Origin of the sequence: Clostridium saccharobutylicum DSM 13864 (assembly GCF_000473995.1) — a bacterium.
GTDB lineage: Bacteria > Bacillota > Clostridia > Clostridiales > Clostridiaceae > Clostridium > Clostridium saccharobutylicum.
The window spans coordinates 4,930,001-4,944,548 of the sequence record NC_022571.1 but is presented as its reverse complement, the minus strand read 5'-3'; the positions used below and the strand labels follow the sequence as shown (position 1 = coordinate 4,944,548).

At 27.2% G+C, this 14,548-nt stretch carries 11 protein-coding genes; 9 read left to right on the top strand and 2 right to left on the bottom strand.

The window, feature by feature from the left end; translation table 11 throughout:
- Window positions 1-660: 660 nt before the first annotated feature.
- The 4 genes from CLSA_RS21145 to CLSA_RS21130 all read left to right on the top strand — a co-directional run bounded on the left by CLSA_RS21145 (window position 661) and on the right by CLSA_RS21130 (window position 5,190).
- Complete coding sequence (locus CLSA_RS21145; protein WP_022750668.1) at window positions 661-1,569, top strand: D-2-hydroxyacid dehydrogenase; 909 nt, start codon at window positions 661-663, stop codon at window positions 1,567-1,569.
- A 533-nt stretch (window positions 1,570-2,102) separates the two neighbouring features.
- Window positions 2,103-3,359, top strand: coding sequence for a DUF1015 domain-containing protein (locus CLSA_RS21140; RefSeq protein ID WP_022750666.1), 1,257 nt, complete (start codon window positions 2,103-2,105; stop codon window positions 3,357-3,359).
- 358 nt (window positions 3,360-3,717) lie between these two features.
- Entirely contained in the window at window positions 3,718-4,338 is a 621-nt protein-coding gene (locus CLSA_RS21135; RefSeq protein WP_022750663.1) for a TetR/AcrR family transcriptional regulator, read from the top strand.
- A gap of 30 nt (window positions 4,339-4,368) precedes the next feature.
- Complete coding sequence (locus CLSA_RS21130) at window positions 4,369-5,190, top strand: nitroreductase family protein (RefSeq protein WP_022750661.1); 822 nt, start codon at window positions 4,369-4,371, stop codon at window positions 5,188-5,190.
- A 339-nt stretch (window positions 5,191-5,529) separates the two neighbouring features.
- On the opposite strand, the gene CLSA_RS21125 is transcribed toward CLSA_RS21130, so the two are convergent.
- A complete protein-coding gene (locus CLSA_RS21125) occupies window positions 5,530-6,222 on the bottom strand; it encodes a 5'-methylthioadenosine/adenosylhomocysteine nucleosidase (protein ID WP_022750659.1) in 693 nt (230 codons plus the stop codon).
- A 685-nt stretch (window positions 6,223-6,907) separates the two neighbouring features.
- Between CLSA_RS21125 and bioB the strand changes: the two genes are divergently transcribed.
- From bioB to CLSA_RS21100, 5 genes are all read left to right on the top strand, one after another.
- On the top strand, window positions 6,908-7,876 hold the full coding sequence (gene bioB, locus CLSA_RS21120; protein ID WP_022750657.1) for a biotin synthase BioB: 969 nt from the start codon (window positions 6,908-6,910) through the stop codon (window positions 7,874-7,876).
- A gap of 330 nt (window positions 7,877-8,206) precedes the next feature.
- Window positions 8,207-8,971 carry a tRNA threonylcarbamoyladenosine dehydratase gene (locus CLSA_RS21115; protein ID WP_022750655.1) on the top strand — a complete coding sequence of 255 codons (765 nt, stop codon included), beginning with the start codon at window positions 8,207-8,209 and terminating at the stop codon, window positions 8,969-8,971.
- 369 nt (window positions 8,972-9,340) lie between these two features.
- On the top strand, window positions 9,341-10,273 hold the full coding sequence (locus tag CLSA_RS21110; protein ID WP_022750653.1) for a GNAT family N-acetyltransferase: 933 nt from the start codon (window positions 9,341-9,343) through the stop codon (window positions 10,271-10,273).
- 241 nt (window positions 10,274-10,514) lie between these two features.
- Window positions 10,515-11,372 carry a glucose PTS transporter transcription antiterminator GlcT gene (gene glcT / locus CLSA_RS21105; RefSeq protein ID WP_022750650.1) on the top strand — a complete coding sequence of 286 codons (858 nt, stop codon included), beginning with the start codon at window positions 10,515-10,517 and terminating at the stop codon, window positions 11,370-11,372.
- Between the two features lie 311 nt (window positions 11,373-11,683).
- On the top strand, window positions 11,684-13,366 hold the full coding sequence (locus tag CLSA_RS21100; protein WP_022750648.1) for a PTS transporter subunit EIIC: 1,683 nt from the start codon (window positions 11,684-11,686) through the stop codon (window positions 13,364-13,366).
- Window positions 13,367-13,663: 297 nt separating this feature from the next.
- On the opposite strand, the gene CLSA_RS21095 is transcribed toward CLSA_RS21100, so the two are convergent.
- Entirely contained in the window at window positions 13,664-14,179 is a 516-nt protein-coding gene (locus tag CLSA_RS21095) for a PTS sugar transporter subunit IIA (protein WP_022750646.1), read from the bottom strand.
- Between the last annotated feature and the right edge of the window lie 369 nt (window positions 14,180-14,548).

The following is a 14,548-nucleotide window of genomic DNA, read 5'->3' as shown; positions in this document are numbered from 1 at the left end:
CAGCTCATTTAAATTTATAGACATTAGGCACATTCAAATAAATAATAGGTATTAAAGAGATGAAATAAGCTTTTTAATTAAAGCTATTCTAGGAATAATTTTTTGAGAAAACATAAGTGTAGTTTTCAAATAAATGGAAAAAATAAGAAAATTAATATTGATTTAATATAAGCATGGGATATTTTTAAACAGTTTAATCAATATATGTATACTAAATTATAAAATTAATATAGAAAAATAATAATTTAGTATAATAAGTATTGAACAGAATACAAATTAGTAGTAGAATATAAAAAACAATTAGTAGTAATAAGCATGTAAAAAGCAAATAAAATGTGAATTAATTAAATATTGTTTATTAAGGGCAAACTATGGATTAATATGAGTTACAAGTTATAATAATGCATTAAATTCTTAAATAATAGAATTTAAATAATTAGTAAATAAGTTGATAGATTCTAGTTTATTTATTTTATAAGGTATTTTAGAATCTATAAATCAGATAATTTTTGTTGGATATTAAATTTGAATTTATTAATTAATTTAGTATTATTTTGTGGGGAATTATTAACTCTTAATTTGAAGTAGTTTAATATAACAATGTTTATTAATTATAAATTTTAGTAATAAGTATTTTTAAATTTAAGGGGGATTCATAAAGTGATTAGAGTATTAACAAACGATGGATTAGAAAGTGCGGCAATTGATGCACTAAAAGACTTAGGTGTGGAAGTTGTCAACGAACATATAGAAAAGGATGTATTAGGAGAAAAGTTAAAGGATTTCAATGCGGTAGTTATAAGATCAGCTACAAAACTTACAGCAGATGTATTTGATGCAGAAGCAGGTGGAAATTTAAAGTTAGCAATCAGAGCTGGTGTTGGAATAGACAATATAGATATACCTGCAGCACAAAGCAAGGGTGTGACTGTTAGAAATACTCCTTCTGCAAGTTCAGATTCAGTTGCAGAACTTGCAATTGGTCATATGTTTGCATTAGCAAGATTTATTGCTATATCTAATTACACTATGAGAAATGGCGAATGGAATAAAAAGAAATACCAAGGAACTGAAATTGCAGGTAAAACTCTTGGAATTGTGGGAATGGGAAGAATAGGACAATCTTTGGCTAAAAAAGCTACTGCTTTAGGTATGAAGGTTGTTTATTATACAATTGAAGGAAAACATGATGAGTTAAATTATGATTTTGTATCATTAGAAGAAGTATTAAAGACTTCAGATTTTATTTCACTTCATGTTCCATATGATAAAGTAGCAGGTTCATTAATTGGTAAGAAAGAATTAGAATTAATGAAAAATACTGCATATCTTATTAACTGTGCTAGAGGTAAGGTTGTAGATGAGGCTGCATTAATAGAAGCTCTTGATAATGGAAAAATTGCTGGAGCTGGTATTGATGTATTTGAAGAAGAACCAACAAAAAATGAGAAACTAGTAAATCATCCAAAAGTTAGTGTTACTCCTCATATTGGAGCAGCAACAGAGGAAGCTCAAACAAGAATTGGTGAAGAAGTAGTTTCAATTATAAAAGAATTTTTTAATCTTTAATAATTTAGGAACAATCAAGAAAATAATAGACTAGTATGCTTGTTATTTCATGTCATAGAGGAAGCTCAACTCTTATATGCTTGCTCAGTAAGTGATTCAAAATAAATTATAGAATTGAGTTTTCTGCTCATGAGCAAATTCTAATAATAGTCCGATATGAGAAGAATTTACTTTTTGTTTGACATGAAATATGCATCGCATTTTTGGATTATTATTTTCTTTCATGTGCCTTATAGATTTGAATTAAGAAAATTTAACGCTCGGATGGAGTTTGTTTATAGTGTATGTTTTAACTCCAGTGAGTCTTGATAAGGTATATAAAGAATAGATAGTATTATTTTTTACTAGTTATTTTTATACCTTAAAATCTGATGTTAAAAATTAGCTACATAATTATTAAAATTATATTTAAGTGAAATTTAAATATATAATAGTACCAATAATTATACATAAGAATTATAATAGAATAGTGGTAGTAAGTTTTTTAGAATCTATAGAATTAGAGAGAATATAAATTGTTGGGAGGAGTTTTTATGGCTATAATTAAGCCTTTTAAAGGAATAAGACCAGTTAGTGAATTAGCTTCAAAAATAGCAGCTTTACCATATGATGTTATGAATAGTGATGAAGCAAGAGAGATGGTAGCGGATAATCCATACTCATTTCTTCATGTAGATAGAGCAGAAGTAGATTTAGATCCTTCAATAGATGTACATGATAAGAGAGTTTATGAAAAAGCAAGAGAAAATCTTGATAGAATGATTAAAGATGGAGAATATATTCAAGATAAGAGACCTTGTCTTTATATATATAGACAAATAATGAATGGAAGAGCTCAAACAGGAATAGTATTCTGTGCATCTATTGATGATTATATGAATAATATAATCAAAAAGCATGAGTTTACTAGAGCTGATAAGGAAGAGGACAGAATTAATCATGTTGATTATTGTGATGCAAATACAGGACCAATATTTTTAACATACAAAGAAGACCAAATAGCATCAGAGATAATAGAAGCTTGGATTGAAAATGAGAGTAAAAGAAAGCCTATATATAATTTTGTGGCTGAAGATGGAATAAGCCATATTGTTTGGATTATTGACAATGAAATCATTATCAACGAATTAATAGATTTATTTAAAGAAGTTGATTATTTATATATAGCAGATGGACATCATAGATCAGCTTCAGCTGTAAAGGTTGGATTAAAGAGAAGAAAAGAAAATCCTGATTACACTGGCGATGAAGAATTCAATTATTTTTTAGCAGTTGCATTCCCAGATAATGATTTAATGGTAATGGATTATAACAGAGTAGTTAAAGATTTAAATGGATTGACAAGAGATCAACTAATAGAAAAATTAGAGGAAAAGTTCACTGTCACAGAATCAACTAGCAAGGAGCCAGTTAAACCAGCAAAGAAGCATACATTTGGAATGTATTTAGAAAATAAATGGTATGTATTAGAAGCTAAAGATGGAACGTACAACGCTGAAGATCCTATAGACAGCCTTGATGTTGCAATTCTTCAAAACAATGTATTGACTCCTATTTTAGGAATTGAAGATGTAAGAACATCGGACAGAATAGATTTTATTGGTGGAATTAGAGGGCTTAAAGAACTTGAAAGAAGAGTTAATAAGGATATGAAAGTTGCATTTTCAATGTATCCAACAGAAGTTAGAGATATAATGAGTGTTGCAGACATTGGAGAAGTAATGCCACCAAAATCAACTTGGTTTGAACCTAAATTAAGAAGTGGACTATTTGTTCATCAATTAAAATAATTGTTAATATCAAAAGAAATTAACTAAGAAATAAAAAATGAGCATTATAGATTGTAAGAGAAAAATAAAATTTTTAAAAATGAATGGATTATAATTTACAATATTTGATTAAGTGATAGATTTATACTAAGTAATAGTGAGTTATAATTTAATGAAGATGGCTATTACAAAATAGAAATTAATTTTCTATTTTGTAATAGCTTTATTTTTTTAATTAATATTTTAAATTTTAAAATTCATAGGACATAAATTATTATGTATCAAAATTTCATAACTTGACAAATAGGAGTTGAATGATATACTGTATGGTATACAGTATATCATTCAGAAAAATAAAAATATCAAAAGAGGTGATAGTATGAGTGAAAATGACGCTAGAGAAAAGCTGATAGACGTGACTATAAAAATGATTTGTAAGGTGAAAAAACCAAGTGAAATTACAGTTAAGGATATTACTGAAAAAGCAGGCTTAGGAAATGGTATGGTCAACTATCATTTTCAAAGTAAGGACAATTTAATTCGTTTAGCGGTAAAAAAGGTTATGTCTTGTGCAACAAAAATGCTAAGCGAAAAAATGAAAGATAGAGAAAAAGAATCGCCAGTCCAAAGACTTATCATTATTTTAAAGGAAGTAGTAAACTTTATTGCTAATAATCCTGAAATATCAAAGATTGCAGTTTTAGATGATTTAGAAAATAATCAAGAAACAGCACATTTGTTGAGTTCGGAAGAAACATATAATGAATGTCTTAAGGAATTATATGGAGATAATAATCATAAAATTCAACTTAAAAATTATTTAATTGCTGGATATATAAATTATATATTTTTAAAAGCTGAAAAGATAAAAAGCGAAATGGGCTTTGATTTTTATAATAAAACAGACAGAGATAAAGCAATTGAAAATTTAGTTGAAGAGCTAGTTAATTGCGATAAATTTAAATGTAGAGAGAATAATAAGGCAAATGAAAATAAATAGTAGTATTAAATTTTAAAGGAGTTAATGAAAATGATGAAAGTAAATAGTGAAAAATGTGTAGGCTGTGGATTATGTGTGAAGGATTGTTTTCCACAAGATATAGAAATAGTTAATGGAAAGGCTAAAATTAATAATATTAAGTGTTTTAAATGTGGACATTGTATAGCAGTATGTCCTAAAGGTGCAGTATCTACAGATGAATATAATATGGAAGATGTAAAAGATTATAATGAAGCTGAATTTAAAATAGAACCAGATACACTTCTTAATTTTATAAAGTTTAGAAGAACTGTAAGACAATTCAAAGATAAAGATGTAGAAACAGAAAAACTTTTAAAAATTATAGAAGCTGGGAAATTCACTCAAACAGCAACTAATAGTCAAAATGTTTCTTATATAGTGGTAAAGGATAATATTGATCAATTAAAAGAAATAACTTTAGAAAGTCTTAAAAATAGGGGTGAGGAGTTACTTAAAAATTTAAATCCACAAACTATGCCTTTTAAGAGATATGCAGAAATGTGGATAAGAATGTATAACGAATATAAAGAAAACCCTAAAAAGAATGATAAATTATTTTTTAATGCTCCAGCTTTAATTCTTGTAGTATCTGATTCACAAGTGAATGCAGCATTAGCTTCTTCTAATATGGAATTAATGACTAATGCTCAAGGTCTTGGTACATTTTTTAGTGGATTTTTTGCACTAGCAGCGCAAGGAAATGAAAAGATAAGAAATAGTCTTGGATTAGAGGGAAATAAGGAAATAGTAACTTGTATGGTTATTGGATATCCAAATGTAAAATATGCAAGAACAGTACCTAGAAAAGATGCAGAGATATCATGGAAATAAAAATAGTCTAATTTTATACTTTTAGGAATATAAGACACAAGCAAAAAATAATAAGTCTATTTGCTATACTATTTTTAATCAAAGGAAGCTTTGCTAACATAGGTTTACTGAGTGCTAGCGGAGTAAGTAACCATCATCAAATCGTAGATTTGAGATGTCTGATTAATCAAGTCACACCAAATTACAGATTTTTGTTTTTTGTTCATCAGTAAAGTCCCATAATAGACGTACTATTATGGGACTTTAATTCCTTACCTGATAAAAATATTCATGGTAGTTTGGCACTTATTATTTGTTTTTATGTGCTTAAAAAATAATGAATTAAATATGTAATATATATTACATAAGGTTAAGCATTTTATTCAATATTCTAGTTGAATTTTTAACAGCAATAGGAGTGAATTTTTCATAATCCATATGAGCACCATTATTAGCATTATCAGAGATTGATCTAATAACTACAAATGGAATTGAATTTAAATAACAAACTTGAGCTATACTAGCCCCTTCCATTTCACAAGAAATTGCTCCAAATTCTTTTTCAAGCCATTTGATTTTTTCTATATTAGCAACAAACTGGTCTCCGGAAACAATTCTTCCAGTAAAACTATTTATTTCTGAAATTTCTTCACAAGCTTTTTTTGCTAAATTAATCATTTCTTCATCACATTTGAAGTCGAATGTAGATAATCTTGGAATTTGGCCCATTTTATCTCCAAATGCTGTAGTATCCATATCATGTTGAACTAAATTTTCAGCAACAACTATGTCACCTGGATAAATTTCTTTGCCAATTCCACCAGCAACACCAACGTTTATAACTTTGTCCACATTGTATTCAGATGCTAATATTTGAGTACAAATAGCTGAATTAACTTTACCTATTCCGCAGACTACAGCTACAACATCTTTTCCGTACAATTTACCTTTATGAAAAGCCATATTAGCTTTTTTCCTTTTTTCATCAAGTACTAAGTCCTTTAATAAAATTTCTAATTCTTCTGCCATAGCAGCAATTATTCCAATAGTCATTTGAGTAATCCTCCTAAAATATTAATTTAAAAAGTTTCCTTTAATTAGATAATATATAAACAAAGTAAACTTTAATAATACTAATTGTTATTTTATATGTTAAATATTTAGACATTAAATATAACACTAATCTATATTATAAACATTATTTCATGAATTTAATAGTACAAATAACGATTATAGAATACATAAATAATTTGGGATTTAGATTTATGCGACGATTAGTGCAAATTGGAAATAAGTCTTATTTCGATATAAGTTGAGTTAAAGATTTTACAGTACATACTTAATTGTTAGTTCTATGCTATTAACTGTAATATAAGCTTATTGTCCCAACTTATATATGAGATATTAACCACAAATAAATCTAAATCTTAAAGTATAGTATACACAAATAAAAAATGAAAAATATAAAAACAAGCTATTAAAAAATAAAATGTCAACTCAGATTATAACAAAGTTGACAATCTTAAAAGATAAGTATAATATGTGAAGTATATCATTAAAAAGAAAAATATGGAATATATTTATTGAGGTATTATTGTAAAATTTGTAATGGATACAGTAAATAAATATGCTTGAAATAATTACTATGTTTAGTAGGTAAATAATTATTATGTTTCAATAAAAAAGTATATTAATGATAAAGGTTAGTAATTAAGACATAGATTTGGGGGAAGAAAAGATGAATTTTTCAAATGAATTAAAAGATAAAGTATTGAAAGGATATAAAATAACTAAAGAGGAAGCTTTACGATTATATTCAGAGCCTTCGCAAGAATTATTCATGGCTGCAAATGAGATAAGAGAAGGTTTTATGGGTGATAAAGTAGATTTATGCTCAATTGTAAATGGTAAAAGCGGAAGATGTACCGAAAATTGCACGTATTGTGCTCAATCTATTCACTTTAATACTGGGGTAAAAGAATATTCATTATTGCCATATGAAGAAATAAAATCTCAAGCAAAAGAAAATCAAGATGAAGGCGTAGATAGATTTTCAATAGTGACTTCAGGGAAGGCGTTAATTGGAAAAGATTTTGAAGGCATTGTTGATTATTATAAAAGATTAAATGATGAATGTTCAATAAGTTTATGTGCATCTCATGGAATATTAGATGAAAATTCTTTGGTTAAATTAAAAGAAGCTGGAGTAAAGAGATATCATCATAATGTGGAAACGTCAAAAAACTATTATAATAAAATATGTACTACCCATACTTATGAAGATAGAATAAATACAATAAATATAGCTAAAAAAGTTGGATTTGAAATTTGTTCAGGCGGAATCATAGGATTGGGCGAATGTAGAGAAGATAGGATTGATATGTCCATTGAATTAGAAAGATTAGAGGTATTCTCAATACCTATAAATATATTAATGCCTATGAAGGGAACTCCACTTGAAAATCAAGAACCGTTGAGTGAAGATGAGATTCTTAGGACTATAGCTATATTTAGATTTATAAATCCAAAGTCTAATATACGATTAGCAGGAGGAAGAAACAAGTTGGAGAATTATGGAGACAAAGCATTTAAAGCTGGTGCCAATGCAACTATAACAGGAAATTTATTAACTACATGTGGGAATAATGTATGTGATGATAGAAAAATGATCAATAATTTGGGGTTGAAAGTAAAAGAAATAATATAGGTTATGTAAATAAAATGTAACCCGAATTTATTCATACAACTTAATGAAATAAAATTGCAAAAAATGCATTATCTACACAATTTTAAATTTGAATTTAAAGATGTGTAGATTTAGAAAATATTTATTTAACTAATAGTTTAAAAATGTTATAAAAAACTTTAAAATAGTTTGAATGTGATAATAATAAATATAGAGTTATTATCATATTTGAACTATTTTATTTTTTATAACAAACTAAAATAATATTTAAATTATAGGTATAGTAGGAATTTGTATTTATGGTATAATGACAATTAACAACTGAATTAAAATTATAAGGAGAGAAGAAATATGACAACTCAGCATTCTTTATCAAGAACAGAACTTTTAATAGGTAAAGATGGATTAGATAAATTAAAAAATAGCAAAGTAATTGTTTTTGGGGTAGGTGGAGTAGGAAGTTATACTATTGAAGCACTCGCAAGAGCAGGAGTTGGAGAATTAATTATTGTTGATGATGATACAGTTTGTTTAACTAATTTAAATAGACAAGTGCATGCTACATATAAAACTATAAGTAAGCCTAAAGTTGAAGTTATGAAAGAAAGAATAGAATCTATAAATAGACAATGTAATGTTATAACTCACCAAGTTTTTGTTACTCAAGAAAATTTAGCAGAAATAATTCCAAGTGATGTTGATTATGTTGTAGATGCGATAGATACAGTTTCAGCGAAATTAGGATTAGCAGAATATTGTTATAAGAATAATATAAGAATAATGAGTTCTATGGGAACAGGAAATAAGTTAGATCCAACTCAATTTAAAGTTACAGATGTTTTTAAAACTAAAGTATGTCCGTTAGCTAAAGTTATGAGATATGAATTAAGAAAACGAGGCGTTGAAAAATTAAAGGTTGTATATTCGGAAGAAATACCTATCAAGCCTAATTATGATGAAGTAATTACTTGTAAAACAGGATGTGTTTGTACAGGTGGAACTAAAAAGTGTGCAGCTAAAAGGCAAATACCAGGAAGTATATCTTTTGTACCTCCAGTAGCAGGAATGATAATAGGTGGAGAAGTAATCAAGGATATATTAGGAATAAATAAGTAGTTTAAAAATAAGAAAATCCACAATATATTGACGAAAACAAAAAAGTTATCAACAATATATTGTGGATTTTGTGCATAACTATAAGATTATAATAAGAATGTGGATAAAATATTAATAAAATTTTTTATAAAAAATCTACTTTAAATAACTTTGGGTAAATGATATTTTTATAATAAGTGAATTTTATTTAACAATGACTATAAATAGTTATAAAATAAATGTGAATAGTAACATTTAGAATTAGTAATATAAGATATAAGAGGATTGTTATTTAGTACATAGTAGAACCACAGATAAAGTGAAAAAAATTAACATGTATATATAAAACATGAACTTAAATATGTAGGTCTATAATTAGGAGAGGGATATATGGAATCAAACTTAATGGTAAAAATACAAGCAGATAAATTAACTCAAACAGAATATTTAGTGAAAGATATAAATGATATTGTTATAGGTAGATTTAGAATATTAGAATTAAATAATATAAGTAAAAGGTGTGATATAGATCTTAAATTTTATAGAGATTACAATTACAATTTATTAAAGGATGCGCTAAATATTATTTTAAAAACTGTATTTAAAAATGTTAGCATTTTTAAAATTAATATCAAAGTTTTTGAAAATGTAAATATAAATGCATTTTTGGATTTGGGATTCACGTTACAGGGAATACTTTCTGAAAATGAATATTTCAAAGGTGAATATTTAGATGAATTATCTTTTGGAATAACTAGAAAAGAATATAATCAATTAGGAAGATACTCAATAATACAATTAAACGGAAAAAATGTTGTACTTAAAAATCTTACACCTGGAGATGCAGAAAAATTATTAGAATATTATAAAAAGAATAAAAATCATTTAGCTCCTTTTGAACCTGACAGAGATAATAGCTTTTATACGTTAGAAGCTCAGCAAAACCTTTTAAATGAAAGTTATAGACAATTTTTAAATGGAACTAATATAGAGCTTGGCATTTTTAAGGAAGATAGGTTAATAGGAAAAATGAAACTATCAAGTATTGTATATGGTTCATTAAAAAGTGGAGTTTTAGGGTATTCTATAGATAAGGATGAACAAGGTAAAGGATATATTAAGGAAAGTGTAAAACTTTTTATTGATTATGCATTTAATGAATGTGAACTTCATAGAATAGAAGCATCAGCATTAATAGATAATAAAAGATCAAGACATGTTTTAACATCATGCGGATTTAAATTAGTTGGGATAAATGAACAATATCTTTTGATTAATGGTAAATGGAAGGATCATGCAACATATTGTATTATAAAAGAATAATTGTTTAATTTTAAATATAACTTTAGATTAATTTAGACATATGAGAGAAAATAACAAGTCCAAAAGCTATGATTATTTTTCATAAGGTAAGGAAGTGTAGGTATTTCATAGCGAGCTTATTATGGCAATTGGCTGACTGAGTATGATTTGATATAAGTTTGGTAGATGAAATTGTTATTTTTTAAAATATGCGTAAAAGAGGATTAACAAAAGAAAATATAATTTGAAGGGAAACGATATTATGGATACTGTACTTAATAATGATGAAATTGTATTAAAGGTATTTAATAACAATATTGTATTGGTAAATTCAAAGGAGAAAGAAAAAATACTTTTTGCTAAGGGTATAGGTTTTGGAAAAAAAAGCGGAGATGTAATTCCAAAGAATACAAAAATTGATAAAGTATTCGCTATAGAAAATGATGAAAATAGAGCTAATTTAAATGAGCTGGTCGGAAAATTTGATGAAAGATTTCTTGCTGTTTGTGAGGAAGCTATTTATGATGTATCTAAACAGTTAGAGACTGAATTGAATGAAAGAATACATATTGCATTAATTGATCATTTATCATTTGCAATTGAGAGGTTAAAAAGCAAAGAAGAAATCGAAAATCCATTTTTGATTGAAACGAAAACTTTATATCCTAAGGAATTTTCATTGGCTAAACTTATAGCTTTGAAAATAGAGAAGTATTCAAATGTAAAAATTCCTGAAGGAGAAGTTGGTTTTATAGCATTACATATACATTCATCTATAAATGATGGAAAACTATCCAATACAATTAAAAATACAAATTTAAGTAATATAATAGTTAAATTTGTTGAGCAACGACTAGATATACACATAGATAGAAATTCTTTGGATTATGCAAGATTTTGTACTCACATTAAATTTGCAATTCAAAGAATAATGGTTAATGCACCTGCTCATAATGATTTATCTAAAATGATTAAAAAGACTTATAAAGAGACGTATTCAATTGCAGAAGAAATCGGTAGAATTATAGAAAGAGAACTGAATGTGAAAGTTACTAAGGATGAGGTGGCATTTTTGACCATACATATTGAAAGATTCAAACTATGTAAAAAAATACAATAAGAAAACATTTACTTAAAACCTTTACAAGAAAAAAATCTTATGTTAATATACTAATATAGTAAACAGCAAAATGAAATAATTTAAGGTGTCACTGGTTATGCAGGCAAGACTTAATATAATGAAAGAAATTTATTGATCTTAGTTTAGTACAAATAAATTTTAAAAATTATATTTAAGTCTTTTTTTGTTGTTAACTTTAGGTCTTTTGATTTTAATTTTTTAAAGCTGGCCAGCTTAATAAGAATAAAATAAATTAATATTACAAAACATATTTATATAAAATTATTAAAGAACATTAGGAGGAATTATTTATGCTACAATATTTACAAAGAATAGGTAAAGCAATAATGCTACCAATAGCAGCATTACCTATAGCAGGTATATTATTAGGTGTAGGTGGCGCATTACTTGGAATTTCAGGATTAAATAACCCACCAGCAATTTATCAACCACTTATTGCATTTGTTACAATTCCATTTGTTACTGCAGTATTAACAATAATGAAAAATATTGGAGATATTATATTTGGAAACTTACCAATTTTATTTGCAGTAGGTGTTGCAGTAGGTCTTGCTAAAAAGGATAAAGGAACAGCAGCATTAGCATCAGTATTTGGTTTTATAGTAATGAATCAAGTTATTTCAACATTACTTGGTTTAGGAACCACTCAACTTGGAGTACTTAAGCCAGGCAGTGTTGGAGATTTTGGTACATATGTTACAACTAATCTTGGAATATTCACATTAAATATGTCAGTATTCGGAGGTATTATTACAGGTATTATAACAGCTTTATTACATGACAGATTCCATGAAATTCAATTACCACAAGTAATCGGTTTCTTCTCAGGTTCAAGATTTGTTCCAATAATAACAGCAATTACTATGGCATTTGTAGGAGCATTACTAGCATTTGTATGGCCAATTGTTCAAAGTGGTATTGGTGTTATAGCTACTTTGGTTAGAGAGTCAGGTCCATTCGGAACATTCTTATTCGGAGTTATTGAAAGATCTTTAATTCCATTTGGATTACACCATGTATTTTATACTCCATTCTGGTTTGGATCATTTGTTAATGGTCAAATCTTAGTAGATGGAACTTGGAAGACAGTTGCAGGTGCAAATACAGCATATTTTGCTCAATTATCAAGCATGGGTGATTTAGTAGGTGCATCATCAGATACAATGTCAACAATAGTTGGAGGAACTACAAGATTCATGGCAGGTAAATTCCCATTCATGATGTTTGGATTACCAGCAGCAGCGTTTGCTATGTATAGAGCAGCAGCACCAAGTAAGAGAAAAGAAGTTGGTTCATTGTTATTAGCAGCAGGTATTACTTCATTATTAACAGGTATTACAGAACCAATAGAATTTACATTTATATTTGTTGCTCCAGTATTATATGGTGTTCACTGTTTATTAGCAGGTTTATCATTCATGTTAATGGATATATTCCATGTATTTATAGGAATGACATTCTCAGGTGGATTAATTGACTTTAGTTTATTTGGATTACTTCCAGCAGGTGCAGGAGTTCCAACTAGATGGTTTATAGTTATATTAGTTGGTTTAGTATATGCAGTAATTTACTATTTCTTATTTACATTTATGATTGTAAAATTCAACTTAAAGACTCCTGGTAGAGATGAAAATGAAGGAGAAACTAAGTTATATACAAAAGCAGACTTCCAAGAAAGACAAGGAAAAGGGTCAGATTCTACAAGTAAAGCTGGTGGAGCGAAAGGTGAAATTGCTGAAAAAGCACCAGCAGTATTAGAAGCATTAGGTGGAGAAGGAAATATCGTAAGTGTTGATGCTTGTATAACAAGACTTAGAGTTGAAGTTAAAGATAAGTCAAAAGTAAATAAAGGAGAATTAAAAGCATTAGGTGCTGCTGGAGTTGTTGAAGTTGGTAATGGAATTCAAGCTATATTTGGAGCTAAAGCTGATGGATACAAGAATGCAATTAATAATATATTAGGAAACGATTAATAAATACAGTTATATACTTTAAATTTTAAAATATATAATATCCTACAAGTGAAGATGGAGTCCATATTATTGGGCTCTATCTTTATTTTTGTGTGCAATTATGTGTAACAAATCTGATGTGAAAGTTGTTGCATATAATTGGTATTGCAAAAAACTTAATAAATATGTTTATAGTAAAGTCTGATTTGTACTATTATTTATTTAGTAGCGGAAAAGATTATATATATTTAAGAATGATAAAAGATCAGCATATTTTAATATACTGATCTTTTATCATTATAATATATTAATTGTTTATTAGCGTGTATATGTAACTACTGTAGTTTCACCAGCAATTGTATCAATGTTTTCAAGTGTTTCTATAGAAGTTAATTCATCTGCATTTGTTATTAAAACAGGTGTGACTAAAGGAAGTCCTTTTGCTTTAATAAATTCCTTATCAAACTTTATTATAGGAGTTCCAGCTTTAACCTTAGTTCCTTGTTCTACTAATTGTTCAAAACCTTCTCCATTTAAAGAAACAGTCTCAAGACCAATGTGAACTAGAAGTTCTGCTCCGTTTTCTAATGTTAATGCAAAAGCATGTTTTGTATTAAATACTAAAGTTAATTCACCATCAGCTGGGGCAACAGCAACATCGCCAGTAGGATTAATTGCAATTCCATCACCAGCCATTTTTTGAGCGAATACAGGATCTGGAACCTCAGATAATGGCATTGATTTTCCAGAGATAGGAGCTACTAATTTAAATGTAGTATTTGTAGAATTGTTTGTTGTTTCATCTTGTTTTTTCTTTTTAAAAAATCCAAACATAGTTAAATCCTGATATACAGGATTATTCACATCCTTTCATTATATATAATATTTATAGTTTTGCTAACCTTACAAAAAATATAAGGCAAAATATATAAAAATATATAAAAAAGGCATAAGTTTTTTTAAACTTATGCCTGATTTAACAGTAACACGTGTAAGTTAATTATATAGTTAGTATATTTAAGTGTCAATAAATTTATACAAGTTTATCACTATCAAAAAAATATTAATTTACACATATAAACTATATTATGCGATATTGAATTTATATAGTTTATATATAGTTTTGTTTATTAAAGAAAGTTTGATTGTTAATATTTAATAGTGAAGATTAAAGTCATCTTTGTTTAATATAGACAAATATAG